Source organism: Mesorhizobium sp. B2-2-4, assembly GCF_006442375.1.
Taxonomy (GTDB): domain Bacteria; phylum Pseudomonadota; class Alphaproteobacteria; order Rhizobiales; family Rhizobiaceae; genus Mesorhizobium.
In genome coordinates this window covers 359,867-384,996 of record NZ_VFWB01000003.1, presented here as the reverse complement: position 1 = coordinate 384,996, position 25,130 = coordinate 359,867, and the positions used below count along the sequence as shown (strand labels likewise).

At 63.6% G+C, this 25,130-nt stretch carries 22 protein-coding genes; 12 read left to right on the top strand and 10 right to left on the bottom strand.

What is annotated here, in order from left to right:
* The first annotated feature begins 113 nt into the window (after positions 1 to 113).
* The 4 genes from FJ959_RS10215 (at position 114) to FJ959_RS10200 (ending at position 3,229) form a co-directional block, all read left to right on the top strand.
* A complete protein-coding gene (locus FJ959_RS10215; RefSeq protein WP_140497022.1) occupies positions 114 to 932 on the top strand; it encodes a sulfurtransferase/chromate resistance protein in 819 nt (272 codons plus the stop codon).
* Positions 929 to 2,320, top strand: coding sequence for a chromate efflux transporter (chrA, locus tag FJ959_RS10210; protein WP_140523712.1), 1,392 nt, complete (start codon positions 929 to 931; stop codon positions 2,318 to 2,320). The genes FJ959_RS10215 and chrA overlap by 4 nt, the downstream gene beginning before the upstream one ends.
* 19 nt (positions 2,321 to 2,339) lie before the next feature.
* On the top strand, positions 2,340 to 2,723 hold the full coding sequence (locus FJ959_RS10205; RefSeq protein WP_140523715.1) for a VOC family protein: 384 nt from the start codon (positions 2,340 to 2,342) through the stop codon (positions 2,721 to 2,723).
* Positions 2,724 to 2,830: 107 nt separating this feature from the next.
* Positions 2,831 to 3,229, top strand: coding sequence for a hypothetical protein (locus FJ959_RS10200; protein WP_140497299.1), 399 nt, complete (start codon positions 2,831 to 2,833; stop codon positions 3,227 to 3,229).
* Positions 3,230 to 3,252: 23 nt separating this feature from the next.
* Here FJ959_RS10200 and FJ959_RS10195 read toward each other — a convergent pair whose 3' ends face one another.
* Together FJ959_RS10195 and FJ959_RS10190 are read right to left on the bottom strand one after the other, a co-directional pair.
* On the bottom strand, positions 3,253 to 4,839 hold the full coding sequence (locus FJ959_RS10195) for a trimethylamine methyltransferase family protein (RefSeq protein ID WP_140559714.1): 1,587 nt from the start codon (positions 4,837 to 4,839) through the stop codon (positions 3,253 to 3,255).
* Positions 4,840 to 5,032: 193 nt separating this feature from the next.
* The gene (locus FJ959_RS10190) at positions 5,033 to 6,526 is read right to left on the bottom strand and encodes a PLP-dependent aminotransferase family protein (RefSeq protein WP_140497014.1); all 1,494 of its coding nucleotides are present in this window, start codon (positions 6,524 to 6,526) and stop codon (positions 5,033 to 5,035) included.
* A gap of 260 nt (positions 6,527 to 6,786) precedes the next feature.
* Here FJ959_RS10190 and pgi point away from each other — a divergent pair, with 260 nt between their 5' ends.
* Together pgi and FJ959_RS10180 are read left to right on the top strand one after the other, a co-directional pair.
* Positions 6,787 to 8,430: a glucose-6-phosphate isomerase gene (gene pgi, locus FJ959_RS10185; RefSeq protein ID WP_140630014.1), complete on the top strand. Its 1,644-nt coding sequence runs from the start codon at positions 6,787 to 6,789 to the stop codon at positions 8,428 to 8,430.
* 5 nt (positions 8,431 to 8,435) lie between these two features.
* On the top strand, positions 8,436 to 9,158 hold the full coding sequence (locus FJ959_RS10180) for an HAD family hydrolase (RefSeq protein WP_140497010.1): 723 nt from the start codon (positions 8,436 to 8,438) through the stop codon (positions 9,156 to 9,158).
* On the opposite strand, the gene FJ959_RS10175 is transcribed toward FJ959_RS10180, so the two are convergent.
* Both FJ959_RS10175 and FJ959_RS10170 read right to left on the bottom strand, forming a co-directional pair.
* Positions 9,132 to 9,800 (bottom strand): methyltransferase, encoded by a 669-nt coding sequence (locus FJ959_RS10175; protein WP_140630180.1) that lies wholly within the window; start codon positions 9,798 to 9,800, stop codon positions 9,132 to 9,134. The two genes, FJ959_RS10180 and FJ959_RS10175, sit on opposite strands and share 27 nt — an antisense overlap.
* 86 nt (positions 9,801 to 9,886) lie before the next feature.
* A complete protein-coding gene (locus tag FJ959_RS10170) occupies positions 9,887 to 11,989 on the bottom strand; it encodes a long-chain fatty acid--CoA ligase (RefSeq protein ID WP_140630011.1) in 2,103 nt (700 codons plus the stop codon).
* Positions 11,990 to 12,437: 448 nt separating this feature from the next.
* Here FJ959_RS10170 and FJ959_RS10165 point away from each other — a divergent pair, with 448 nt between their 5' ends.
* From FJ959_RS10165 to FJ959_RS10145, 5 genes are all read left to right on the top strand, one after another.
* Entirely contained in the window at positions 12,438 to 14,030 is a 1,593-nt protein-coding gene (locus tag FJ959_RS10165) for an ABC transporter substrate-binding protein (RefSeq protein WP_140497006.1), read from the top strand.
* A gap of 48 nt (positions 14,031 to 14,078) precedes the next feature.
* Positions 14,079 to 15,086 carry an ABC transporter permease subunit gene (locus tag FJ959_RS10160; RefSeq protein ID WP_140497004.1) on the top strand — a complete coding sequence of 336 codons (1,008 nt, stop codon included), beginning with the start codon at positions 14,079 to 14,081 and terminating at the stop codon, positions 15,084 to 15,086.
* A gap of 70 nt (positions 15,087 to 15,156) precedes the next feature.
* On the top strand, positions 15,157 to 16,011 hold the full coding sequence (locus tag FJ959_RS10155; RefSeq protein WP_181171969.1) for an ABC transporter permease subunit: 855 nt from the start codon (positions 15,157 to 15,159) through the stop codon (positions 16,009 to 16,011).
* A gap of 2 nt (positions 16,012 to 16,013) precedes the next feature.
* Entirely contained in the window at positions 16,014 to 16,871 is an 858-nt protein-coding gene (locus FJ959_RS10150; RefSeq protein ID WP_140497000.1) for an ABC transporter ATP-binding protein, read from the top strand.
* Positions 16,868 to 17,698 carry a dipeptide ABC transporter ATP-binding protein gene (locus FJ959_RS10145; protein WP_140556803.1) on the top strand — a complete coding sequence of 277 codons (831 nt, stop codon included), beginning with the start codon at positions 16,868 to 16,870 and terminating at the stop codon, positions 17,696 to 17,698. The genes FJ959_RS10150 and FJ959_RS10145 overlap by 4 nt, the downstream gene beginning before the upstream one ends.
* A gap of 234 nt (positions 17,699 to 17,932) precedes the next feature.
* On the opposite strand, the gene FJ959_RS10140 is transcribed toward FJ959_RS10145, so the two are convergent.
* From FJ959_RS10140 to FJ959_RS10125, 4 genes are all read right to left on the bottom strand, one after another.
* Positions 17,933 to 19,213 (bottom strand): cysteine desulfurase-like protein, encoded by a 1,281-nt coding sequence (locus FJ959_RS10140; protein WP_140523731.1) that lies wholly within the window; start codon positions 19,211 to 19,213, stop codon positions 17,933 to 17,935.
* Positions 19,214 to 19,260: 47 nt separating this feature from the next.
* The gene (locus FJ959_RS10135) at positions 19,261 to 19,935 is read right to left on the bottom strand and encodes an amino acid ABC transporter permease (RefSeq protein ID WP_140496993.1); all 675 of its coding nucleotides are present in this window, start codon (positions 19,933 to 19,935) and stop codon (positions 19,261 to 19,263) included.
* A gap of 158 nt (positions 19,936 to 20,093) precedes the next feature.
* The gene (locus FJ959_RS10130; RefSeq protein ID WP_140496991.1) at positions 20,094 to 20,891 is read right to left on the bottom strand and encodes an ABC transporter substrate-binding protein; all 798 of its coding nucleotides are present in this window, start codon (positions 20,889 to 20,891) and stop codon (positions 20,094 to 20,096) included.
* A 439-nt stretch (positions 20,892 to 21,330) separates the two neighbouring features.
* The gene (locus FJ959_RS10125) at positions 21,331 to 22,104 is read right to left on the bottom strand and encodes an HpcH/HpaI aldolase/citrate lyase family protein (RefSeq protein ID WP_140630006.1); all 774 of its coding nucleotides are present in this window, start codon (positions 22,102 to 22,104) and stop codon (positions 21,331 to 21,333) included.
* A gap of 125 nt (positions 22,105 to 22,229) precedes the next feature.
* Between FJ959_RS10125 and FJ959_RS10120 the strand changes: the two genes are divergently transcribed.
* Positions 22,230 to 23,324 carry an LLM class flavin-dependent oxidoreductase gene (locus FJ959_RS10120; protein WP_140630003.1) on the top strand — a complete coding sequence of 365 codons (1,095 nt, stop codon included), beginning with the start codon at positions 22,230 to 22,232 and terminating at the stop codon, positions 23,322 to 23,324.
* Positions 23,325 to 23,415: 91 nt separating this feature from the next.
* Here the strand turns inward: FJ959_RS10120 and FJ959_RS10115 are convergent, their stop codons facing one another.
* Complete coding sequence (locus FJ959_RS10115; RefSeq protein ID WP_140630000.1) at positions 23,416 to 23,811, bottom strand: RidA family protein; 396 nt, start codon at positions 23,809 to 23,811, stop codon at positions 23,416 to 23,418.
* A 68-nt stretch (positions 23,812 to 23,879) separates the two neighbouring features.
* A complete protein-coding gene (locus FJ959_RS10110; RefSeq protein ID WP_140629997.1) occupies positions 23,880 to 25,028 on the bottom strand; it encodes an acyl-CoA dehydrogenase family protein in 1,149 nt (382 codons plus the stop codon).
* Between the last annotated feature and the right edge of the window lie 102 nt (positions 25,029 to 25,130).

Below are 25,130 nucleotides of genomic sequence, written 5' to 3'. Positions count from 1 at the left end.
TTGACAAGCCTGCCCAACAAATCCACCATCGCTGCAAGGGGTTCATCGCGACGACCCCGTGAGGCGTCAGCCCAACGTTCGCGTCCAGGCTTCTCTTTCAGGAGGTGGACGCCATGCCGTCAACAACCGCTGTCACCGTGCCGCAACTGATCCGTATGGTCGGTTTGCCGGGCGCGCCTGCAATCCTCGATATCCGTACCGAGGACGACTACAACGCCGATCCACGTTTGCTGCCGGCGTCGTACCGGCGCGATTTCAAAACCGTCCAGACTTGGGCAGCCGACTTCGCCGGTGGCCGCGTGGCGGTCGTCTGCCAGCAGGGAAAAAAGCTCTCGCAAGGCGTCGCCGCATGGTTGCGTCATGAAGGGATTGCCGCCGAATCGCTCGAAGGCGGCTTCGAAGCCTGGCGGGACGCCCACGGCCTTCTGGTCCGTGCCGACAGGATGCCGCCTCGTGACGACAAGGGCCGCACCGTCTGGGTGACGCGGGCCCGGCCCAAAGTCGATCGCATCGCCTGCCCCTGGCTGATCCGCCGTTTCGTCGATCCTCAAGCGGTCTTCCTGTTCGTCGACGCCGCGGAAGTGCCCGATGTCGCCGATCGTTTTCAGGCCGTGCCTTTCGACATCGACAATGCGTTCTGGAGCCATCGCGGCGAGCGCTGCACCTTCGACACGATGCTCGAGGAGTTCGGGCTCGAATCCGAAGCGCTCGACCGCCTCGCCGTGATCGTGCGCGCAGCCGACACGGCCAGCCTCGACCTGGTTCCGCAGGCGGCGGGATTTCTCGCCGCCTCGCTTGGCTTGTCGCGCATGTTTCGCGATGACCTGCAACAATTGGATGCCGGCATGCTGCTTTACGACGCGTTCTTCCGCTGGTGCCGCGACGCCACCGACGAGACGCACAATTGGCCGGCGGGAGCGAAGGCGTCATGAACTCCCTCCTTTCCGAGGAAAGTGCCGACCTCATCGAGGCGCCTGCGGTCCCGAGCTTCCGCGAGGCCACGAAACTCTGGGCGAAGATCGGGTTGCTCAGTTTCGGCGGACCGGCCGGGCAGATCGCGCTCATGCACAGGGAATTGGTCGAGGAAAAGCGCTGGATCGGCGAGCAGCGTTTCCTGCATGCGCTGAACTACTGCATGCTGCTGCCTGGCCCCGAGGCCCAGCAACTCGCTATCTACATCGGCTGGCTGCTGCACAAGACGGTCGGCGGTCTTGTTGCCGGCGTCCTCTTCGTCGTGCCCGGCGCGCTCGTCATGCTGACCTTGAGCATTCTCTATGCGCTCTATGGTGATGCGCCGCTGGTCGAGTCGCTGTTTTTCGGGGTGAAGGCGGCAGTGCTGGCGATCGTGGTCGAGGCCGTGATCCGCATCGGCCGGCGCGCCTTGAAGAACCGGGTGATGGCGGCGATCGCGCTTTGCGCCTTTGTCGGCATCTACGTGCTCAACGTCCCCTTTCCGCTCCTCGTCCTGTTTGCAGGACTGGTGGGGTGGGTCGGAAACGGCATCGCGCCGGCCCTGTTTTCTGGCGCCGCGCATGGCAAGGACGAAGCTCCCGACGCCACGGGCGCGGTCGATCTGATGTTCGAGCGCGGCGAACTGGCCCACACCAGGCCGACGCGATGGCACGCGCCGCGCACCATCGCGATCTGGCTGCCGATCTGGCTTGGACCGGTTGTGCTGATCTGGGCGTTCACATCGGCAAACAGCGTCTGGACGCAGATCGGCGGCTTCTTCAGCCTCATGGCGGTCGTCACTTTCGGCGGCGCCTATGCCGTTCTGGCCTATGTCGCGCAAGCGGCCGTCGGTTCTCTTGGCTGGCTTGCGCCAGGCGAAATGGTCGATGGCCTGGGCCTTGCCGAAACCACGCCAGGACCGCTCATCCTGGTCCTGCAGTTCGTCGGCTTCCTTGCAGGCTTGCGCCATTCCGGATCGCCATATCCGTTGTTTGCCGGATCGCTTGGAGCGCTGCTTACGCTGTGGGTTACCTTCACGCCGTGCTTCTTCTGGATATTCCTCGGCGCGCCCTACATCGAGGCGCTGCGCGGCAACAAGGCATTGTCGGCGGCATTGGGCGCGATCACCGCGGCGGTCGTCGGCGTCATCATGAATCTGGCCCTGTGGTTCGCCTTGCACGTCATCTTCCGCGACGTGCGCGCGACGGGGCTCGGAACGGAGATGCCGGTACTGTCCTCGATCGACTGGCGTGCCGCGCTGCTGTCCTGCGCTACCATGATCGCCATCCTCAAGCTGAAAATCGGCATGCTGCCGACGCTTGCCGGATCGGCTTTGGCGGGTGTCTTATTGCTTGCGGCGAGTGGGTAGCTTCGACACGGAGGAGACCATGGAAACGGTCAGTGTCCGCTATATCGTCAATGACGTCGACAAGGCGATCGCCTTCTACCGCGACCATCTCGGCTTCACGGTCGCCATGCACCCGGCGCCATCGTTCGCCATGCTTGCCAGGGGCAACCTGCGGCTTCTGCTCAATGCCGCTGGCGGTCCTGGTGGGGCGTCGCAGCCGATGCCCGACGGCAGCGTGCCCGAACCCGGCGGCTGGAACCGCATTCAGATCGAGGTGGAGGATCTCGAAGGCGTGGTTTACAAGCTGAAAACTGCCGGCCAGGCTTTCAGGAACGAAATCGTCAAGGGCATGGGCGGCAGCCAGATATTGCTGCGGGACCCATCCGGCAATCTGGTGGAACTGTTCGAACCGGGGCGCAGATAATGCGTCCCTGTCACGAATAGCCAGCTGACATGGGCAGAAACCACCTGCACGGCATTTGCATTCCGTTGCCAGGCCACTCAATTTGCTGGGAAACAGATTGGACCATGATGGCCAAACGACGCTCTTCCCTCGGTTTCCTCGGCATGTTCGGCCGTTCAAGCGACCTCAGGCAGCTCGATGCCGCATTGCGCGGAGCCGACTTGCATCCCGCCCTTGTGCCGGAGGGCGTAAAGCTCACCATCGTCAACCTGATGAAGGATCACTGGCCCGACGAGCCGCCGCCGCAGGCTTATGCGCAAGTGGCGTGTTTGTTCAGCTATTGTATTGCTGGGCCTGAGGCATTCGAGCGCTCTCATGGCGCGCAGCCGCGGCAGGACGTGGAGCGTCGGATAGAGGCCGCGGTCGATGCCGGAGACAGTTTCGACGCCCAGATCGTGCTGATGGCGCTACACGCCAAGCTGGTCAATACCGAGGTCGTCGAACATTATGGGCTGAGCGCGGATTAACCTATTTTCAAAGGGGGGCTTTCTCAGCCGCCCATGCCGTTGCGCGGCAGCTTGATCATGTCGCCGAAGCGGGCGCGCAGCCTGTCGTCGAGCGGCTTCGGCACATGGCGCGGGAAGCGTTCGGCGAGGATGCGCTTCTTCTCGACGATCGCCCGCTGCAATATGTCGGGTCGGCCCTTCTCGTTCCATTCCTTCGGCGAAAACCGGTCGCCGACGGCGGGGTAGAAATATTCGGTCTGCATCAGCTTCAGCGTCTGCTCGTTGCCGAGATAGTGGCCCGGGCCTTTCAGGCAGACATCAGCAATGGTGTCGATCGACAGCGCGTCGTCCGTCACCTCGATGCCGCGCACGCAGCGCAGGCAATGGCCCAGCATGTCGTTGTCGATGATCAGGCTTTCCAGGCAGAAGCCGAGCAGGGACGCATGCATGCCGGCCGATTCGTAGACCAGGTTGAGGCCGGAAAGGCCGGCCATCACATTGGTAATGCCTTTTTCATAGCCGGACTGGATGTCGGGCAGTTTCGAATCCGTCATGCCTGCGGCCGAACCGCCTGGCAGGTCGTAGAACTGCGCCATCTGCGCGCAAGCCGCGGTCAGCACCGCCTGTTCGGCCGAGCCGCCGGACATGGCGCCGGTGCGCAGGTCCGACACGAACGGCCAGGTACCGAAGATCGCCGGATGGCCCGGCTTGATGGTGTTGACATAGACAAGGCCGGCCAGCACTTCGGCCACGGCTTGCACCACCGCACCCGCGATCGCCGCCGGAGCGGTGGCCCCGGCCTGTCCGGCCGAAAGCAGCAGGATCGGGATGCCTCCTTCGACGCAGGCCTCGAGCACGCCGCAGGCGTCCTCGGCGAATTTCATCGGCGGCACGACGAAACAGTTGGAGTTCGACACGAACGGCCGGGCCCGGAAATTCTCCTCGCCACCGGCGATCGCGTAGAGCATTTCGAGCGCCGGTTGCACGTTCTCCCGCACCGTGAAGGACGTGCCGACATGCTTGGACGTGCCCATCACGCAGGCATAGAGCGTGTTGAAGTCCATTTCGAGCGGATCGGGAATGTCGCGCGGCACCATGGGCCGCTGGAAGAAATGGATGTTATCGAGCCCGTCGACGATGCGCGCGGCATCATAGATGTCCTGCAGCAAGGATTCGCGATACTCGCGCTTCTCGACGTCGACAAGATGCACGGCAGCACCCGCCGTGCCGTAATGCACGCGCTTGCCCTGGATCACCATGTCGTGCTTCGGGTCCTGGCCGTGGAGCGTGAAATGCCGCGCCGCCCGCTTGATCGTGTTGAGCACCAGTGCGCGCGGGAAACGGATACGGCCGTCGTCGCCATGGCTGGCGCCGGCCTTGGTCAGCGCCTCGATGCAGGACGGGATTGCGTTGGCGAAGCCGACCGTCTCCAGCAGGGTCAGCACCGCTTCGTGGATGCGCTCGCAATCAGTGCCGCGCAGGGGGCCATAGCTCCCCCCCTCAAGGCCGGCGCGAACCGGCCTGATGTCGTCGGCGAGCGGCGCCGCCCGCATGGCGCGACGCGCTTCGCGTCCGCCGGAGCGGCGCGAACGCTGGTCGGCCGCTTCCTGCTTTTCGACAGCCACTGACATGGAAGCACTCCACCTTTTCTCGGAAGCAGGGCGGCGGTTGGTCCACCATCGACTGCTTCGTCCCCTTTAGGCCTCGACTATGCCGCCGGCATTGGCACAGCCTATGAGCCAGCCGGTCCGGTTGCATATGCCAGTGCTAAAGAAGCAGGAGCCGCTGTTGCGCGGCTCCCGGGAGGTGGTCAGGCCCAGGTGATCAGGCGGCGGCCGGCCTGCGGCCCGCGGCGGTTGCAAGTTCGCGGATACCGGGCTCGATATGCTGCAGCGCGATCGAGGAGATGCCCAAGCGCATGAAACGCGAAGGCTTTTCGGTGCGGTCGAAGAAGCGGTCGCCTGGTTCGATGATGACGCTGCGCGAGGCGGCGGCCTCGGCCAGTCCGCGGGAATCGGTGCCGCGCGGTCCCTCCAGCCACAGCGACGTGCCGCCGGCCGAGTCGGTCGAACGCCACTCGGGCAGGAAAGCGGAAATCGCATGGACCAGGCGCTTGCGCCGCTCGTCGAAGGCGCTCGACAGCCGCCGCACCAGCGCTTCGTGGTGGCCGAGCGACAGGAACAGCGCGACCGCGCGCTGGTTGTTGGCCGGCGGATGGCGCAGCATGAAGCGGCGCAGCGCCCTGAGTTCGGCGATTAGTCCAGCCGAGGCCACGATGTAGCCAAGCCGCAGGCCCGGAGCCAGCGTCTTCGACATCGAGCCGACATAGATCACGCGGCCGGAGCGGTCGAGGCTCTTCAAGGCTTGCTGCGGCGCCTCGTCGAGAAGCTGGCTGTCATAGCCGTCCTCGATGATGATCTGGTTGTAGCGGTTGGCGCGCGCCAGAAGGTCCTGCCGGCGTTCCGCCGACAGCGGCACCATGGTCGGGCAATGATGGCTGGGCGTGACGAAGACAAAGCCGGAATCGTTGGGAATCGAAGAGGTTACGATGCCGGACTGGTCGACCGGCACCGGCTGGATGTCGGCGCCGGCGAGCCGGAAGATCGAGCGTGCGTCGGGGTAGCCCGGATCCTCCATCGCCACCTTCGAGCCCTTGGTCATCAAAAGCGTCGCCAGCATGTAGAGCGCGTTCTGGGCGCCCAGCGTGACGATGATCTCGTCGGGGTTGGCGAAGATGCCGCGCCTGGGCAGCAGCCGCGCCTGGATCTGCTCGATCAGCAGCGGATCGTCGCGATCGACCATGTCGGAGGCCCAGTTGCGGATCTCCAGCACGGCAAGCGCCATGCGGTTGCACTCGCGCCACTCGGCGGTCGGGAACAGCGCCGGATCGAACTGGCCATAGACGAAGGGGTAGGACGACTTGATCCAGTTCTCGTGCTTGGCTGGCGGCGGCATGTCGCTGGCCGCGATCTGCCGGCGTGCCTTCCAGTCGATCTCGTTGGCCTGGTCGGGCGCCTTCTGGTGCGGCTTGGCCGGCGTCGCCAAAACGTCGGGATTGACGAAATGGCCGCGCCGCTCGCGCGCCACCAGGAAGCCCTGGTCGACCAGTTGCTGGAAGGCCAGCACCACGGTTCCGCGCGCCACGCCGAGTTTTTCGGCCAATATCCGGCATGACGGAAGCGGCATCGAAGCGGCGATCTGGCGGTCGAGAATAGCGGCCACGATCGCCTGGCGGATCTGTGCCTGCAAAGTCTGGCCGGATTCGGCCGAAATCCGGAACAGGCCGGACCATATGGCCGTGTCGTTGCGCTGTGGCATGGGAAATGTTCCTCGATGGCCAGCTTTTTTCGTTTGGCTGGACCAGTCGAATGTAACGGTGGCACAAGGGGTTGCGCCAATCAATTTTTCTGATCTTTGGGATTTATGCCAGTGATCTTTCGGCCTTCGCATCCCGTGTAACGCAGTGCGTCATCGCCGCGTATTGACCGGACGGAATTCGGCTCAATAGTTTGGCGCGACGACACGCGCCGGAAACATCCGGTCTGCTAAGATAATTTAACAGTCCCAGGAGCCCGCCGGTGGATCAGTCAGCCTTCCAAAAACAGCTTGCCGCCTTGCGCGACCATCGCGCCGCGGCAGCCGGCGATATGCGCCAGGCCTTCGCCGCCGATCCGCAGCGGTTCAAGACGTTCTCCGCCAGCGACGGCGACCTGTTGCTCGACTGGTCGAAATGCGCCGTCGATGCGCGCACGATGGACCTGCTGGAGAATCTGGCTGACGCCGCCGATCTCGAAGGCCGCCGCGCCGCCATGTTCGCCGGCAAGAAGATCAACGTTACAGAGGGCCGCGCTGTTCTGCACACCGCCCTGCGCAACCTGACCGGCAAGGGCATCATGCTCGACGGGCAGGATGTGAAGGCGGAGGTCATTGCCGTATTGGACGCGATGGGCGCCTTCGCCGACGCGGTGCGTTCCGGCAAGGCGACAGGCGCCACCGGCAAGAAGATCACCGACATCGTCAATATCGGCATCGGCGGCTCCGATCTCGGCCCGGCCATGGCGACGTTGGCGCTGGCGCCCTATCATGACGGTCCGCGCGCGCACTATGTCTCCAACATCGACGGCGCCCATATCCACGACACGCTGAAGGGCCTTTCCGCCGAGAGCACGCTTTTTATCGTCGCCTCCAAGACCTTCACCACGGTCGAAACGATGACCAATGCGCAGACGGCGCGCGACTGGGTCCAGAAGGCGCTCGGCAAGGAAGCGATCGGCAAGCACTTCGCCGCTGTCTCGACGGCACTCGACCTGGTGGCGAAGTTCGGCATCGAGCCGGACCGCGTCTTCGGCTTCTGGGATTGGGTCGGCGGCCGCTATTCTGTGTGGGGCGCCATCGGCCTTCCCGTGATGATCGCCATTGGTCCACGCGATTTCCGCGCCTTCCTCGATGGCGCGCACGAAATGGACGAACACTTCCGCACCGCGCCGCTGGCCAAAAACCTGCCGGTGCTGCTTGGCCTTGTCGGCTGGTGGCATCGCGTCGTTTGCAAATACCCGGCCCGCGCGGTCATCCCCTATGACCAGCGCCTGTCCAGGCTGCCGGCCTATCTCCAGCAGCTCGACATGGAATCGAACGGCAAGAGCGTCACCCTGGACGGCGGCCCCGTGGCGACGCCGACCGGGCCGCTGGTCTGGGGCGAGCCCGGCACCAATGGCCAGCACGCCTTCTTCCAGCTCCTGCACCAGGGAACCGATTTCATTCCGGTCGAATTCCTCGCCGCGGCGAACGGCCACGAGCCGGAGCTGAAGCACCATCACGACCTGCTGCTCGCCAACTGCCTGGCGCAGTCGGAAGCCTTCATGAGGGGCCGCACGTTGGAGGAAGCGCGCGCGCAGATGCTGGCCAAGGGCATGAAGCCGGCCGATGTCGATCGCATTGCCCCGCACCGCGTCTTCTCCGGCAACCGGCCCTCGGTGACCATTCTTTATCGCAAGCTCGACCCGCGCACGCTCGGCCGCCTGATCGCTCTCTACGAACACCGCGTCTTCGTCGAGGGAACGCTGTTCGACATCAACTCCTTCGACCAGTGGGGCGTCGAGCTCGGCAAGGAACTGGCCACCGGCCTTCTGCCAGTCGTGGAAGGCAAGGAAAGTGCCGCAAAGCGGGATGCCTCGACCGCCGGCCTGGTGGAACACATCCACCATTTGCGTGGTTCGGAGTGACTGAGTTGGCAGACATCAAGGGAATATTGTTCGACAAGGATGGAACGCTTGTCGACTTCAATGCGACCTGGCTCGGGGTTGCCGACTTCATGGCCATGGACGCCTCCGAAGGCGACCGTTGGAAGGCCGACAGGCTGCTTGCGGCCGCGGGCTTCGATTTCGCCAACAGGCGCTTCAAGCCCGACTCCATCTTTGCCTCCGGCACCAATCTCGACGTCGTCGAATTGTGGTTTCCGCGCCTGTCCGATGAAGACCAGATGCTGGCCGTCGCCCGCTTCAACCAGATCACCTCGGTGCAGGGCTCGGCGATGGCGGTGGCTCTGCCGGGCATCGTCGAAACGCTCGGCACCTTGCACGCAAGGTCCTATCGGCTCGGCGTCGCCACCAACGATTCGACCAGCGGCGCGGAAAAAACGCTGGTAACGCTCGGCGTCGCGCAGCTGTTCGACGCCGCCTACGGCTATGACGCGGTGGCCAATCCCAAGCCGGCGCCGGATACGATCCAGGCCTTCTGCGATCTCACCGGCCTGAAGCCGACGCAGGTCGCCATGATCGGCGATAACCGCCACGATCTCGAAATGGCTCGTGCCGGCGGCTGCGGCCTGGCGGTCGGCGTGCTCTCGGGCACCGGCACGCGTGAATCTCTGGCCGGAATTGCCGACGTGATCCTGGATTCGGTTGTCGACCTGCCGGATTTCCTTTCAGCGCGGGTCAAGGAGACGATCTGATCTCGTCGCTAGCGGCGTCTCGGCTTCGAAGGAAAAGACGCCGCTCGGCCTGCTTGCGGCGCCCTTCGCGTCGCCGAAATCCGGCACCTGATATTCGGCGAGCAGCCTGAGCCGCGACAATGGTAGATCGGAGCGGCGCGGGTCGCCGATCAGGACCTCGACGCCGGCGGCAAGGCAGCGGTCGAGAAAGGGGATCATACGTTGGGTGACATCGGGTCCGTAGAACACGTCGCCGGCCAGCACAAGGTCGACCGCCGGTGGCGGACCGGTGGTAATGTCTTTGCAGATCACCGAGATCGTGACGCCGTTGTCTTTTGCATTGAGACCGAGCGCGGCGACGCCGTTGCGGTCGATCTCGGCGGCGATCACTTCGCGGGCCCCGGCCTTCGCGGCAGCGATGCCGACAATGCCGGAGCCGGCACCAAGATCGAGCACGCGGCGTCCCGCCACGGTCATCGGATGGTCGAGGACATAGCGCGCGAGCACGGTGCCGCCGGCCCATGCATAGGCCCAGTAGGGCGGTTGTGGCTCCGGCGCATCTTCCGCATCGCCTTCGGGCTCGACGAGCCGTCTCAATCCGCTGCTGGGGTGCGCCGTGTAAAACCGGATTTCTGGAAGCGCAGGCGCAGGGACAAGGCGCATGTTGGCCTTGATGAACTCGGCCGGGTCGAGGCGCGGGCACCGGTCCTGGGCATCGGCGCCGGCAAGATAGTGGTCCAAGCCGGCTCCTATTCGCGCAATGCGCGCCGCAGGATCTTTCCGACCGGCGTCTTCGGCAGTTCTGTCCTGAATTCGATGTATCTGGGCCGCTTGTAGCCGGTCAGGTTCTCACGGCAATAGGCGGTGATGGCCTCGGCGGTCAGCGCCTGGTCTTTCTTGACGATGAACAGTTTCGGCACTTCGCCCGAATGCTCGTCCGGCACGCCGATTGCCGCCACTTCGAGCACGCCGGGATGCAGCGCCACGACTTCCTCGAGCTCGGTCGGATAGACGTTGAAGCCGGAAACGAGGATCATGTCCTTCTTGCGGTCGACGATCTTGGTGTAGCCGCGCTCGTCCATGAAGCCCATGTCGCCCGACTTGAAGAAGCCGTCCTTGGTCATCACCTTGGCGGTCTCGTCGGGCCGGTTCCAGTAGCCCGCCATCACCTGCGGCCCCTTGATGCAGATTTCGCCGACCTCGCCGAGCGGCAAATTGTTGTCCTCCTCGTCGCGGATGGCGATCTCGGTAGACGGCAGCGGCAGGCCGATCGTGCCGGTGAATTCGCCGGAGCTGAATTTGTTGGCCGTTGCCACGGGCGACGTCTCCGACAGGCCGTAACCTTCACTGATCGGGCAGCCCGTCAGCGCCTTCCAGCGCTCGGCGACGCCCTTTTGCACCGCCATGCCGCCGCCCAGCGTCAGGAGCAGCGGCTTGAAGTCGAGCTTGCGGAAATCCTCATTGTTGAGCAGCGCGTTGAACAGCGTGTTGAGGCCTGGAAAGATATGGATCGGATACTTGCCCATTTCCTTGACGAAGCCGGGGATGTCGCGCGGATTGGGGATCAGTATGTTCTGTCCACCCATTTGCATGCCCATCAGCGCATTCACGGTCAGCGCGAAGATATGATAGAGCGGCAGTGCGCAGATGAGGTTGAGATGGGCGGGTTTTGGCTTGACCGTGTAGGCGTCCTGCAGCCACAGCGAATTCTGCGCGACATTGGCCAGCACGTTGCTGTGCAGCAGGATAGCACCCTTCGAGATTCCCGTGGTGCCGCCGGTATATTGCAGGAACGCGATATCGTCGGCCGCCACCTTGGCCGGCTTGAAACCCATGCCGCTGCCCACCTTCAGCGCCGCGTTGAACTTGACATGGCCGGGCAATGACCAGGCCGGCACCATCTTCTTGACGCGGCGCACCACCAGATTGACGATGCTTCCCTTGAGCCCGCCGAGCATGTCGCCCATGGCCGCGACGACGACGTGCTTGACCGACGTCCTGGCGATCACCGCTTGCAAGGTGCTGGCGAAGTTCTCCAGGATGATGATCGCTTGTGCCCCGGAATCCTTGAGCTGGTGTTCCAGCTCGCGCGGCGTGTAGAGAGGGTTGACGTTGACCACCGTGTAGCCGGCGCGCGCCACCGCCATCATCGCCACCGGATATTGCAGCACGTTCGGCATCATCAGGGCGACGCGTGCGCCTTTGGGCAACCCGGTCGATTGAAGGTAGGCGCCGAACGCCGCCGAAAGCCGTTCGAGTTCCGCATAGGTGATCGACTTGCCCATGCAGGTGAAGGCCGGCTGGCCGGCAAATTGCTTGCAGGCGGCAACGAGGAAATCGCCGATGGAGCTGTAGGGCAGGGCGCCGATCTCGGCCGGCATGTTCTCCGGGTAGCTTTCCAGCCAGGGCTTTTCCGGCAAGCCTGCGGCAAGGGCGGTGAGCGCTTTCGGCAATCGCTTGGCGGCCGCCGGTCTCGAGGCCGCCGGTGCCGGCTTGGCCACGGATGCGGCTTGTGCGGCCCCAGTCTTGCTAGTCCGGGTCGCCCCGGTCTTGCTCGCGCCAGTATTCGTCGTCCCGGCCTTGGTCGAACTGGTCTTTGTCGTCCCGGTTTTAGCAGTTCCGGCCTTCGCCGACGTCTTTGCGGGGACGGCTTTGGCCGCCGGCTTCGCGGCCGGTTTGACAACAGCGTCCGCCTTGCCGGCGGAAGGTTTCCCTGCGACCTTTGCCTTTGTGCTCTTTGCGCCCTTTGCGTTCTTGGCGGAGGGCGTTGGCTGCTTGTCGGCGCCCGCGGCCGGCTTCAGGGTCGCCTTGGCCGTCTTCGGCGGAGCCGTCCTGTTCGATGCTTTTGCCAACCGTCCCTCCCTGTTTTGTTCGCCCCTGCCGCGCTCGCCTCCTGCTAAGAGAGGCGTCCCCCGCTGCCGACGGTGCCTTGTCTATGTATGGCCTCTATCGGCGGGCGTGCAAGCCTTGCCCCAGCGGCAAGCCGTCGAAAGATTTGCCGCCGAAAATCTTTCCCGCCACGGGCGCAGCGGCCCTGCATCGTCCGGCATCCCCGGTCATATGAAAGCGGGCGCGACGTTGATCTCGTAAGATTGGTGATCAATAAAAAAATGCGGTCGTTAATAATGTTGTGAATAGAAAAAAATACTGAATTTTTCCATTTTTTTGCGGAGAGGAGGATTTTTTTCCCGCTTACCATGGGGTAGGCAAACTGGGTGTTCCAAAGCCGGAGAAACGGTGCTTATATGCGCGCTTCGCGAGCCTGATAGAGGGGCTTGGAAAAACATCAGGGAGTGCTCAATGAGGAAGAAACTGACTTTTGCAGCCGCGTTGCTGGCTGCAAGCGTCCTGGGCGGCGTGGCCAACGCAAAAACCTTGGTCTACTGCGCCGAAGCTTCGCCGGAAGGCTTTGACCCGGCGCCCTATACCGCGGGACAGACGTTCGATGCGTCTTCGCGTACGGTCTTCAACCGCCTCGTCGAATTCGATCATGGCAAGACAACGGTCTCGCCGGGCCTGGCCGAAAGCTGGTCCATTTCCGACGATGGCAAGGAATACACGTTCAAGCTTCGCAAGGGTGTGAAGTTCGCCGCTACCGACTATTTCACCCCGACGCGCGACTTCAACGCCGACGACGTGGTGTTCTCGTTCCAGCGTCAGGTCGACAAGAACGGCCCCTGGTTCCAGTACATACCGGGCATTGCCTACCAGTATTACAATGACCAGTTCGGCGACAACATCACCAAGGTCGAGAAGGTCGACGACCTGACGGTGAAGTTCACCCTCAAGGAGCCGGCGATCACTTTGATCCCGACGCTGGGCATGGACTTCGCCTCAATCGTTTCCAAGGAATATGCCGACAAGCTGCAGGCGGACAAGACGCCTGAACTGTTCAACCAGAAGCCGATTGGCACCGGCCCGTTCATCTTCGTCGACTACCAGACCGACGCTGCCATCCGCTACAAGGCCAACCCCGACTATTGGGGCGGCAAGCAGAAGATCGACGACCTTGTCTTCGCCATCACCACCGATCCGGCGGTCCGTGCGCAGAAGCTGAAGGCCGGCGAATGCAACATCATGTCCTACCCGGCGCCGGCCGACATCGCCGGCCTGCAGGCCGATCCGAACCTGAAGGTCGACGAGCAGGAAGGCCTCAATGTCGGTGCGCTGATGTACAACACCCAGCAGAAGCCGTTCGACGACGTGCGCGTGCGCAAGGCGCTCAACATGGCCATCAACAAGAAGGCTATCATCGACGCGGTCTTCCAGGGCGCCGGCCAGGTGGCCGTCAACCCGATCCCGCCGACCATGTGGTCCTACAACAAGGACGTGAAGGACGATCCGTACGATCCGGATGCGGCCAAGAAGATGCTCGAAGAGGCCGGCGTCAAGGACCTCAAGATGAATGTCTGGGCCATGCCTGTGTCGCGCCCCTACATGCCGAACGCGCGCCGCACCGCCGAGCTGATCCAGGCCGACTTCGCCAAGGTCGGCGTCACAGTCAACATCGTCAGCTACGATTGGGGTGAATACCTCAAGCGCGCTTCGGCGGTCGATCACGACGGCGCCGTCATCGTCGGCTGGACCGGTGACAATGGCGATCCGGACAACTTCCTCGGTGTGCTCTTGAGCTGCGCTTCCGTCGGTTCGAACAACCGCGCGGAATGGTGCAACAAGGACTTCGATGCGCTCATCAACAAGGCCAAGACGGTTTCCGACCAGGCCGAGCGCACCAAGCTCTACGAACAGGCGCAGGTCATCTTCAAGGAACAGGCACCGTGGGCGACGCTCGCACACTCCAAGGTGTTCATGCCGATGCAGAAGACCGTCTCCGGCTTTGCGATGGATCCGCTCGGCATCCATCGCTTCGACGGCGTCGATATCGCCGAATAAGGTTCGCGAAACGGGGCGGCGCCACAGCGCCGTCCCACCTCGCCCGCCATGCTGCGTTATATCCTCGGCAAGCTCGCCCTCATCGTCCCGACCTTCATCGGGATAACCATCCTCGCCTTCGGCTTCGTGCGCATCCTGCCCGGTGATCCGGTGCTGGTGCTCGCGGGCGAACGCGGCCTGTCGCCCGAACGTCACGCTGCGCTGATGCACCAGTTCGGCTTCGACCTGCCGATCTGGCGACAGTACCTGACCTATCTGGCCAATATCCTCAGCGGTGATTTCGGCACCTCGTTTTCCACCAAGACGCCGGTGCTCAAGGATTTCCTGGTGCGGTTCCCGGCGACGGTCGAACTTGCCATCTTCGCCATGATCTTCGCCATCGTCATCGGCGTCGCCTTCGGCATCTTCGCCGCGATCCGCCGCGGCTCCTGGTTCGACCAACTGACCATGGGAACGGCGCTGGCAGGCTATTCCATGCCGATCTTCTGGTGGGGGCTGCTGCTGATCATCGTGTTCTCCGGCATGCTGCACTGGACGCCGGTTTCCGGCCGCATCGACCTTCTCTATTTCTTCAAGCCGGTAACCGGCTTCATGACCATCGATTCCCTGATCTCCGGACAGAAGGGTGCATTCCGCTCGGCCCTGTCGCACCTCGTCCTGCCCACCATCGTGCTCGGCACCATTCCGCTTGCCGTCATCGCCAGGCAGACGCGGTCGGCCATGCTCGAGGTCCTCGGCGAGGACTATGTGCGCACCGCGCGCGCCAAGGGCCTGGCGCCTCGCCGCGTCATCGGGCTGCACGCTTTCCGCAATGCGCTGATCCCGGTCGTCACCACCATTGGCCTGCAGGTCGGCACGCTCCTGACCGGCGCCATCCTGACCGAGAGCATTTTTTCGTGGCCAGGCATCGGCAAATGGATGATCGACGCTATTTCCAAGCGCGACTATTTCACCGTGCAAGGCGGGTTGCTTTTGATCGCGCTCATCGTCATGTCGGTGAACCTCATCGTCGACGTGCTCTATGCCGTCATCAACCCGCGTATCCGGGCGAATTGACATGACCAACGAAGGCCCTGCCACAATCGAAGCCGCGACCGTCGTCAGGCCGCAGGACGCCCGGCTGCAGATGTTCGCCGAGTTCTGGCACTATTTCTCGATCAACAAGGGCGCGGTGATCGGCCTCTTCGTCTTCGCGCTGCTGATCCTGATCGCGGTCTTCGCGCCGCTGCTCGCCCCGCATTCGCCGGACGACCAGTTCCGCGACTTCTTCCTGACGCCGCCGGCCTGGCAGGCGGGCGGCAGCGCCCAGTTCCTGCTCGGTACCGACGCCGTCGGCCGCGACATTCTCTCGCGCCTGATCTACGGCTCGCGCTTCTCGCTCGCCATCGGCTTCGTCGTCGTCACCACGGCGCTGATCTCCGGCGTCATCCTCGGCCTGCTCGCCGGCTACTGCCGCGGCTGGGTGGATACGCTCATCATGCGCATCATGGACATCATCCTGGCCTTCCCGTCGCTGCTGCTGGCGCTGGTGCTGGTCGCCGTTCTCGGACCTGGGCTGGTCAACGCCATGATCGCCATTGCCTTCGTGCTGCAGCCGCACTTCGCCCGGCTCACCCGCGCCGCCGTGATGGCGGAGAAGAACCGCGAATATGTCATCTCGGCCAAGGTCGCGGGCGCCAGCCATTTCAGGCTGATGCTGGTCACCATCCTGCCCAACTGCATCGCGCCGCTGATCGTGCAGGCGACGCTGTCCTTCTCCAACGCCATCCTCGAGGCCGCCGCCCTCGGCTTCCTCGGCATGGGCGCGCAGCCGCCGACGCCGGAATGGGGCACGATGCTGGCCGAAGCACGCGAGTTTATCCTGCGCGCCTGGTGGGTGGTGACCTTCCCCGGCCTCGCCATCCTGATCACCGTCTTTGCCATTAACCTGATCGGCGACGGCCTGCGCGACGCGCTCGACCCCAAGCTGAAGAGGTCGTGAGCATGTCCCTGCTCGAGATCAAGAACCTCACCGTTTCCTTCGACACCGCCGCCGGTCCGTTCATGGCCGTGCAGGGCATCGACCTGTCGATCGAGCCGCGCGAAGTGCTGGCGATCGTCGGCGAATCCGGTTCCGGCAAATCGGTGGCGATGCTGGCGGTGATGGGGCTGCTGCCCAACACCGCGACCGTCAAGGCCGACCGCATGGCCTTCGACGGCGTCGATCTGCTGAAGCTCAGCCCGTCCGAGCGGCGCAAGATCGTCGGCAAGGATATCTCCATGATCTTCCAGGAGCCGATCGCCAGCCTCAACCCGTGCTTCACCGTCGGCTTCCAGATCGAGGAGGTGCTGCGCTTCCATATGGGCATGGACCGCGCCCAGCGCCGCGCGCGCGCCATCGAATTGATGAAGCTCGTCGGCATTGCCGATCCGGAAGAACGGCTGAGCTCGTTTCCGCACCAGATGTCGGGCGGCCAGTGCCAGCGCGTCATGATCGCCATCGCCATCGCCTGCAATCCGAAGCTCTTGATCGCGGACGAGCCGACCACGGCGCTCGATGTCACCATCCAGAAGCAGATCCTTGATCTCCTGGTTTCGCTGCAGGCCAAATACGGCATGGGCCTGATCATGATCACCCACAATATGGGCGTGGTGGCCGAGACCGCCGACCGCGTCATCGTCCAGTACAAGGGCCGCAAGATGGAAGAGGCCGACGTGCTGTCGCTGTTCGAGAGCCCGAAAAGCAACTACACGCGCGCGCTGCTGTCGGCGCTGCCGGAGAACGCGGTCGGCGACCGGCTGCCGACCGTTTCCGACATGCTGTTCGAGCCGGCGCCCTCGGCCGCGGGAGCCTCCGCATGAGCACCACCGTCCTCGAAGGCAAGAACATCGTTCGCGACTACCATATCGGCGGCGGCCTGTTCAGCGGGCCGCGCACGGTGCACGCGGTCAAGGGCGTCTCGTTCACCGTGGATAAGGGCAAGACGCTCGCCATCGTCGGCGAAAGCGGCTGCGGCAAGTCCACGCTCGCCCGCATCATCACGCTCATCGATCCGGCGACATCGGGCGAGCTGTTCATCGACGGCAACAAGGTCGACATCGCCAGGGGCGGATTGACCAAGGAGATGCGCCGCAAGGTGCAGATCGTCTTCCAGAATCCTTACGGGTCGCTCAACCCGCGCCAGAAGATCGGCGACGTGCTGGGCGAGCCGCTGCTGATCAACACCGACAAGACGGCCGCCGAGCGGCGCGACCTCGCCATGAAGATGCTGAAGAAGGTCGGCCTCGGTCACGAGCACTACAACCGCTATCCCCACATGTTCTCGGGCGGCCAGCGCCAGCGCATCGCCATCGCCCGTGCGCTGATGCTGAACCCGAGCCTTCTGGTGCTGGACGAGCCGGTCTCGGCGCTCGATCTTTCGGTGCAGGCGCAGGTGCTCAACCTGCTCGCCGACCTGCAGGACGAATTCCAGCTGACCTATGTCTTCATCAGCCACGATCTCTCCGTGGTGCGCTACATCGCCGACGACGTGATGGTGATGTATTTCGGCGAGGCGGTCGAATACGGCTCGCGCGACGAGGTCTTTTCAGACCCCAAGCACAGCTACACCAGGACGCTGTTCGCCGCCACGCCGCGCGCCGATGTCGCCAGCATCAAGGCGAGGCTGGCGAAGAAGAAAGCGGCGTGACTCCAATTCGTCATCCTAGGGCGGAGCGCCGCAACGCGGTGCGGAGATCCTAGGATCCATGCCGTTATCTCAGCCGAAAAGCGCTGCGGAGCAGGTTGTGCACCGTGGTAACGCTCGCATATCACGGCATGAATCCTCGGGTCTGCGCCGCGTCGCTCCGCTCCTTGCTCCGCCCGTGGATGACGAAACGGAGGCAGTCACGCCTCCGGTTTCTCTCGCGAAAAGGGTCGAGCGCTACGACAGCTTCGCGATGACAGCCCGCAGCGCTTCACCGAAACGCCTGACTTCCTCGACCGTATTGTAGTGCACCAGCGAGGCGCGGATGGCGCCGCTGTCCATCGACAGGTTGAGGCGCTTCATCAGGCGCGGGGCGTACATGTGGCCGTCGCGAATGCCGATCTGCATCTCGGCCATTTCCTCGACGATCCGCTGCGGCGACAATTTGCCGATGTTGAAACAGAAGGTCGGCACGCGTTCGTTGATCCGGGCCTCCTCGGAAACGCCGTAGATTGTTGCCCCGCAGCTCTTCAGCACAGCCAGCATCTCGCGCGCCAGCACCAGCTCGTAGTCGCGGATGGCGCCCATGCCGGCGACGATGTTTTCGCGCCGCGAGCGGTTGTTGGACGGAGCAAGATTGCGGCCGATGAGCTCGAGATACTGCACGGCCGCATCCATGCCCGACACGTTCTCGTAAATGAAGGTGCCGGCCTCGACCTTGTAGGGCGGCTCGTCGGGGATGAAGTCCTCGCGGAAGGTCGGCAGTCGCTTCAGCGTTTCGAAGCGGCCCCACAGGAAACCCATATGCGGCGAGAAATTCTTGTAGCCGGAACAGACGAGATAGTCGCAATCCCATGCCTGGACGTCGATCAGCCCATGCGGCCCGTAATGCACGCAGTCGAGGAACACTTCGGCGCCGGCGGCGTGCGCGATCCCTGCCACCGAAGCGACGTCGACGATCGAGCCGATGGAATGCGCCGTCACCGTGCAGGCGACAAGCCGGGTACGATCGGAAACAAGCGGGCGCAGATCGTCGATATGCAGGTTGCCGTCCTCGCGCATGCGCCACCACTTGAACTTGGCGCCGGCGGATTCGAGTGCCAGCCATGTCGCGATGTTGGCGTCATGGTCCATGTCGGTGACGACGATCTCGTCGCGCTCTCCAAGCATCTGGCCGATGCCGAGGCTGACTAGGCGGATGAACGAGGTGGCGTTCATGCCGAAGCAGATCTCGGATGGGCTGTAGGCATTGATCAGCAGTGCCACGCTTGTCCGCGCATCGGCGACCGATTGGTCAACGGTGACGCTGCGCCCATAACGGCCGCCGCGCTGCACATTGTGCGAAACCAAATGGTTGGTCACCGCATCGAGCACGCTCTGCGGAATCTGTGCGCCGGCGGCGTTGTCCAGGAAGATGAAGTCGCCTGCCCGCTGCAAGGCCGGAAACATCGCCCGGATTCTTTCAACAGGGAACGCGCCGGAAGTGCCGGTCGCATTGGCGGCTTGATGCTTGTTCATGGTCGTCTCCTGCGAAGTGCTCGGTAGAGGGGAAATTGTAGGCGCGGTCAGCGCGTCTTCTCGGTCTTGAAACGGTCTTCAAGCAGGCTGACGAGGCGAACCATCGGCCACAGGAAGATGAGATAGACCAGGGCTGCGCCGATCAGCGGCGAGGGATTGGCATAGAGCGACTGTGCATTGGTCGCTTCCTTCAGGAGTTCCGGCAGCGCCACGGTGGAGGCGAGCGAGGTGTCCTTGAACATCGAGACGCAGTTGCTGGTCATCGGCGGGATGACGACGCGCACCGCCTGCGGCAGCACCACCTTGCGCAAGGTCAAAAGGAACGGCAGGCCGAGCGCCTGCGACGCCTCGAACTGGCCGCGCGGAATGCTTTCGATGCCGGAGCGGAACACTTCCGCCGAATAGGCCGACATGATGATGGCGAAGGCCGTTACGGCGGAAGCCCAGGACGATAGGCGGATGCCGAGGAAGGGCAGCGCATAATAGATCAGGATCAGCACGACCAGCACCGGCAGCGCGCGGAAGATATCGGTGTAGCCGACCGCCAGCCACCGGAGCGGCTTCGGCGCATAAAGCCGCAACAGGCTGATCACCAGGCCGATGGGGATGCCGATGCCGATGCTGAGCAGGCCGAGCAGCAGCGTGTTGAGAAAGCCGCGCAGCAGCGCCGGCAGACTGGACGCGATGACGTCGGCGTTGAAGAAGGTATCGAGCAGCGACATGGGAGGCTTTCCCGAACCGTTTGGCGTCCCTTGACGCCGGAGCAGAGGTCCGGAACAGCGAAAGCGGTTTTGCCGCGCCGCGCTGGTTCCGGGAGACTATGTATCAAACGGAACGTGCCGGCCTTTCGAGCCGGCACGTTCTCCTTGGCGGCCGCCGCTCAGGCCTTCGGCACCGGCATTTCCTTGGCGGTCGAGGAATCGGCGGGCGCGTCGCTGCCGAACCACTTCTTGTGGATCGCGGCCAGCGTGCCGTCCTTCTTCATTGCCGTCAGCGCGTCGTTGAGCTTGCCGAGCAGCGGGTGGTCCTTGGTCATCATCAGCCCGTACTGTTCGCCGGTCTTGATGCGTTCCTTGACGGTGAGATCCTTCATCTTGGTGAAGGAGTACTGCATGCCCGGAATGTCGCTGACAGCCGCGTCGATGCGCCCGGCGCTGAGGTCGAGCAAAAGGTTCTGCTGTGTGTCATAGCCCTTTACGTCGCTGAGGCCATCGGCCTCCTGATGCGCCTTGACCCAGGTCTCGCCGGTCGAGCCGGACAGCACGCCGACGATCTTGCCCTTGAGGTCGGCCTCGGCCTTGATCGGGCTGTCGGTCTTGGTGGCGATGCCCATGTCGGAATCATAGTAAGGCTGCGTGAACGACTGCGACTTCAGCCGCTCCGGCGTGATGGTGATCGACGAGATGGCGACATCGATGCGCTTCGAGGTGGTGGCGGCGAACAGCGCCTGGAAGCCGAGATCGGCGATGTCGGTGGTCATGCCGACGCGCTTTGCCGCTTCGTTGACGATGTCGACTTCAAAGCCCTCGAAAGTGCCGCTCTCGTTCTTGTACTCGAAGGGCGGGTTGGTCGGGTAGGCGCCGACATTGAGCACATCGGCGGCATAGGCGGTTGCCGGTCCGGCGGCGATGCCGATGGCGGCCGCGAGAAGGATGAGATTGCGACGGGTCAGGCTCATTGTTGGTCCCTCTGGGGTGTTCCCTCTGGTTGTTGATCGGGCGGGCTGATGCCCGCACGGTTTCTTGCCGCCCCACCTCCCAGCGGGGCGTCAATTCATGCTCGCTGCCATACGGTCGGGCGCTGTCCGGTCGCGGCAGACGCACATCGGCGGGAAGGCAAGGTTGGCGATGCTCTCGGTATGCGGATCGCGGATCTGGCGCGCGCACGCCATCGCACGCATGGCGCGTGCTGGAGGATGACTGGGGGCAGCATGAACGACAAGGACTGAAACCCTTTGATCCCACCCGATGCACCACGATGGATGTCCGGCAAGCCCGTCCGGAACGGCAGTCGCCATCGATCGAGGAATGCTTATCCAAACCGCGGCAGTTTTCAAGGCAAAAGTTTTAAGCTTAAAAAGTTGGCAGCGGCGGCGCCTGGCATACCTTTCGATAGCGCTAGCGGCCGCTCCTGCCCAGTTCGGCATCCGCGCGGGCTTTGCCGGCAGCAGCGCCAGCCCCCAGAAGCATCGTGTCGCTGGCCAGGATGAAGAAACTGGCGCCGAGTGCTGCCCATCGGGCGACATCTTGCGGCTTCGCGCAGAAGATCCCGGATGTCCTGCCATGCGCGATTGTCGCATCGATGATCCTGCGGATCGCTTGCGCGAGCTTGTCGGCGCCTTTGAGGCCGATCGCATCGATCGATACGGAGAGATCGCCGGGCCCGACGAAAATCACGTCGACGCCCTCGACGGCGGCGATTGCCTCGATATTGGCCAGCCCTTCCGATGTCTCGACCTGAACCGCCACGACGATGCTGTCATTGGCCTGAGCGAGATATTCGGAGATGCGGTAGCCATAGCCGGCGGCCCGTCCGGGCCCGACGCCGCGCTCGCCGGTCGGCGGATAACGCGAGGCCTTCACCGCCGCCTGCGCCTGGGCGGCGGTCGAGACGCGCGGGACGAGCACGCCTTGCGCGCCGCTGTCCAATGCCGCGGCGATCGCTTCCGGTGCATGGCCGGGCACGCGCACCATGGCCGGCACGCGATGGATGTCGGCCGCGCGCACCATCGCCTCGATCATGTCGCGCGAAATCTGGGCATGTTCCCAATCGATGCAGAGAAAATCGAGACCGGACTGCGCCATCACCTCAACCGCAACGGGATGCGGAATGGCGGCAAAGGAACCGACGAGGCTTTCCCTGCCGATGCATTTGTGGCGAAACCCGCTCATCGTTCCATCCCCTTGTTGTCGTGCCGGAATTCATATCCGCAAACAGCGGCGAGGCGAAGCTATTTCAGGCTTGAAATATTTTCGCGCGGGCCTAGCGTGTCGATCTCCCGCCGCGAGTTCCGGACATGATCAAAGCGCATCCCCTGCACCGCCCAAACAGACTGAAGGTCGGCGTCTTCTCGACCAATGCCGATGGCGGCCTTGCCATATCGGATGTGCCTGAACGCTGGACGGCAAGCTGGCACGACAATCTGACGGCGGCGCAGATCGCCGACCGCGCGGGGCTGGAATTCCTGCTGCCGATTGCGCGCTGGCGCGGCTTTGGTGGCCGCAACAGGGTGCGCGAATGGTCGTTCGAGACCTTCACCTGGGCGGCGGCGCTCAGTGTGGCCACCCAGCAGATCGGCCTGTTCATGACCGTGCATGTGCCCCTCGTGCATCCGCTGTACGCCGCCAAGGCGCTGGCGACGGTCGATCATATCAGCCAGGGCCGTGCCGGCCTCAACATCGTCTGCGGCTGGAACCCGAAGGAATTCGGCATGTTCGGCACGCCGCTGGTCGAGAAGGGGTATGATCAGGCCGCCGAATGGATCGAAATTCTGGAAAGGCTTTATGCGTCGGCTGAACCTCTCGACTATGAGGGCACTTATTATCGTCTCAAGGAAGCCGTGAGCCGGCCGGCCAGCCTGCAAGTTCCGCGACCAGTGACGATGAACGCGGCTTTCGGCGGTCCGGGCCGCGATTTCGCTGCCGCCAGATGTGACTATCTGTTCACGACCTTTTCCGAGATGGCCGATGCCGGCAAACATGTCGCCGATATCAGTGAGCGGGCCGACAAGGCTGGCCGCGAGGTCGGCGTCTACACCGTGGCGCATGTCGTCTGCCGGCCGACGATGGAGGAGGCGCAGGCCTATTACACACGCTATGCCGTCGATCTGGCCGACCGTGAGGCGGTCGATGCCCATATGGCCGGCAAAAAGGAATTCTCGCGGTCGCACGACCCGTATGCCTATGACCGCTATCGCCAGCGTTTCGCCGGCGGCGCCGGCACCTATCCCTTGGTCGGAACGCCCGAAACGATCGCAGCCGATATGGCCGCCATTGCCGGGCATGGCTACCAGGGCATTGCGCTGTCCTTCGTCAACTACACGCAGGAACTCCCCTATTTCTGCGATCACGTGCTGCCGCTGCTGGAGCAGGCCGGCCTTCGCGGAAAATAGTCTGGCCCATGCCTTCCTGATTTCTCATCCTGGGGTCTGCGCCGTATCGCTACGCTCCTTGCTGCACCCAGGATGACGAAGCGACGGCCGATTATTCCGGAATAACCGCGGTGGCCTGAATCTCCACCTTGGCTCGGTCCTCGACCAGTGCCATCACCTGCATCGCGGCCATCGCCGGGAAATGCCGGCCGATTACCTTGCGATAGGCCTCGCCTATACCCCTGAGATTGGCCAGATATTCAGCCTTGTCGGTGAAATACCACGTCATCGACGTGATGTGCCGCGGCTCAGCTCCGGCCTCCGCCAGCACCGCGACGATATTTTGAAGCGTCTGCCGCACCTGGCCGACGAAATCGTCGGTCTCGAACTGGCACTGGCCATTCCAGCCGACCTGTCCGCCGACGAACACGAGCCTGCCGCGCGCTGCAACGCCATTGGCATAGCCGACCGGTTTTGCCCAGCCTTCCGGCTGCAGGATCTCGTGCATTTCAACTCTCCAATATCGGTCCGCAATATCCGCGTTCGAAAACAGTCCAGTCCGACGACGCGCCCTGTTCAGGCAGCGCCCATCACCTGCCGCGCGATCACCACCTTCTGCACGTCGGAAGCACCCTCGTAGATGCGCAGCGCGCGGATCTCGCGATACAGGCTTTCGACGATGTGACCCTTGCGGACGCCGTCGCCGCCATGCAGTTGCACCGCTTTGTCGATCACCTCCTGCGCCTTGTCGGTGGCGAACAGTTTGGCCATCGCCGCCTCGCGCGTTACCCGCGCCGCGCCCATGTCCTTGGTCCAGGCGGCGCGGTAGACCAAAAGCGCCGCGGCATCGACGTCGAGCGCCATGTCGGCGATATGGCCCTGCACCATCTGCAGCTCGGCCATCGGCGCGCCGAACAGCTTGCGTTCGGCCACCCGCTTGATGCTTTCATCGAGTGCGCGGCGAGCAAAGCCGAGTGCCGCCGCGCCGACGGTCGAGCGGAACACGTCGAGCACCGACATGGCGATGCGAAAGCCGTCGCCCGGTTTGCCGATCAGCGCCGAGGCGGGCAGGCGGACCTGATCGAAAGACAGTCGTGCCAGCGGATGCGGCGCTATGACTTCCAGGCGCTCCGCGATGCCGAGGCCCTTGCTGTCCCCGGGCACGATGAAGGCTGATAGCCCCTTGGCGGCGGGTGCCTCGCCTGTGCGGGCAAAGACGACATAGAGATCGGCGATGCCGCCATTGGAGATCCAGGTCTTTTCGCCCGAAAGGACATAGCCGTCACCATCGCGGGTCGCTGTCATCTCCATATTGGCGACATCCGATCCCGAGCGCGGTTCCGACAGCGCAAAGGCGGAAATGACCTTGCCGGCGCGCGTCTTCGAAAGCCATTGCTGTTGTTCCGGCGTGCCGAACAGGCTGAGCGCTCCGGTGCCGAGCCCTTGCATGGCGAAGGCGAAATCGGCGAGCCCGTCATGCCGCGCCAGCGTCTCACGCGTGATGCACAAGGTGCGCACGTCGAGCGGTCCCGGATTGTCGGTGTCGAGCGCCGTCGGCTTCAGCCAGCCGTCCCGGCCGAGTTTTTGCACCAGCTCGCGGCAGGCGGCGTCGACGTCATGGTGATCGACGGGTAGGTTCTTCGCGCACCATGCCTCGAGGTGCCCGGCCAGTTCGCGATGACGGTCTTCGAAGAACGGCCAGTCGAGGAAGGAGCGGTCAGGCATTTCTGCCTCCGCTATTCTCCAGAGTCCGTGCTCTACGGCGCCCCCCTCTGTCCTGCCGGACATCTCCCCCTCTAGGGGGAAGATCGATCCTCATCTCGGCTT

Bases quoted from the DNA above. Each gene is read 5' to 3' on its own strand.
- FJ959_RS10215 (WP_140497022.1), top strand. From the start codon at position 114: ATGCCGTCAACAACCGCTGTCACCGTGCCGCAACTGATCCGTATGGTC.
- chrA (WP_140523712.1), top strand. From the start codon at position 929: ATGAACTCCCTCCTTTCCGAGGAAAGTGCCGACCTCATCGAGGCGCCT.
- FJ959_RS10205 (WP_140523715.1), top strand. From the start codon at position 2,340: ATGGAAACGGTCAGTGTCCGCTATATCGTCAATGACGTCGACAAGGCG.
- FJ959_RS10200 (WP_140497299.1), top strand. From the start codon at position 2,831: ATGGCCAAACGACGCTCTTCCCTCGGTTTCCTCGGCATGTTCGGCCGT.
- FJ959_RS10195 (WP_140559714.1), bottom strand. From the start codon at position 4,839: ATGTCAGTGGCTGTCGAAAAGCAGGAAGCGGCCGACCAGCGTTCGCGC.
- FJ959_RS10190 (WP_140497014.1), bottom strand. From the start codon at position 6,526: ATGCCACAGCGCAACGACACGGCCATATGGTCCGGCCTGTTCCGGATT.
- FJ959_RS10175 (WP_140630180.1), bottom strand. From the start codon at position 9,800: ATGCGCCTTGTCCCTGCGCCTGCGCTTCCAGAAATCCGGTTTTACACG.
- FJ959_RS10165 (WP_140497006.1), top strand. From the start codon at position 12,438: ATGAGGAAGAAACTGACTTTTGCAGCCGCGTTGCTGGCTGCAAGCGTC.
- FJ959_RS10160 (WP_140497004.1), top strand. From the start codon at position 14,079: ATGCTGCGTTATATCCTCGGCAAGCTCGCCCTCATCGTCCCGACCTTC.
- FJ959_RS10155 (WP_181171969.1), top strand. From the start codon at position 15,157: ATGTTCGCCGAGTTCTGGCACTATTTCTCGATCAACAAGGGCGCGGTG.
- FJ959_RS10150 (WP_140497000.1), top strand. From the start codon at position 16,014: ATGTCCCTGCTCGAGATCAAGAACCTCACCGTTTCCTTCGACACCGCC.
- FJ959_RS10145 (WP_140556803.1), top strand. From the start codon at position 16,868: ATGAGCACCACCGTCCTCGAAGGCAAGAACATCGTTCGCGACTACCAT.
- FJ959_RS10140 (WP_140523731.1), bottom strand. From the start codon at position 19,213: ATGAACAAGCATCAAGCCGCCAATGCGACCGGCACTTCCGGCGCGTTC.
- FJ959_RS10135 (WP_140496993.1), bottom strand. From the start codon at position 19,935: ATGTCGCTGCTCGATACCTTCTTCAACGCCGACGTCATCGCGTCCAGT.
- FJ959_RS10130 (WP_140496991.1), bottom strand. From the start codon at position 20,891: ATGAGCCTGACCCGTCGCAATCTCATCCTTCTCGCGGCCGCCATCGGC.
- FJ959_RS10125 (WP_140630006.1), bottom strand. From the start codon at position 22,104: ATGAGCGGGTTTCGCCACAAATGCATCGGCAGGGAAAGCCTCGTCGGT.
- FJ959_RS10120 (WP_140630003.1), top strand. From the start codon at position 22,230: ATGATCAAAGCGCATCCCCTGCACCGCCCAAACAGACTGAAGGTCGGC.
- FJ959_RS10115 (WP_140630000.1), bottom strand. From the start codon at position 23,811: ATGCACGAGATCCTGCAGCCGGAAGGCTGGGCAAAACCGGTCGGCTAT.
- FJ959_RS10110 (WP_140629997.1), bottom strand. From the start codon at position 25,028: ATGCCTGACCGCTCCTTCCTCGACTGGCCGTTCTTCGAAGACCGTCAT.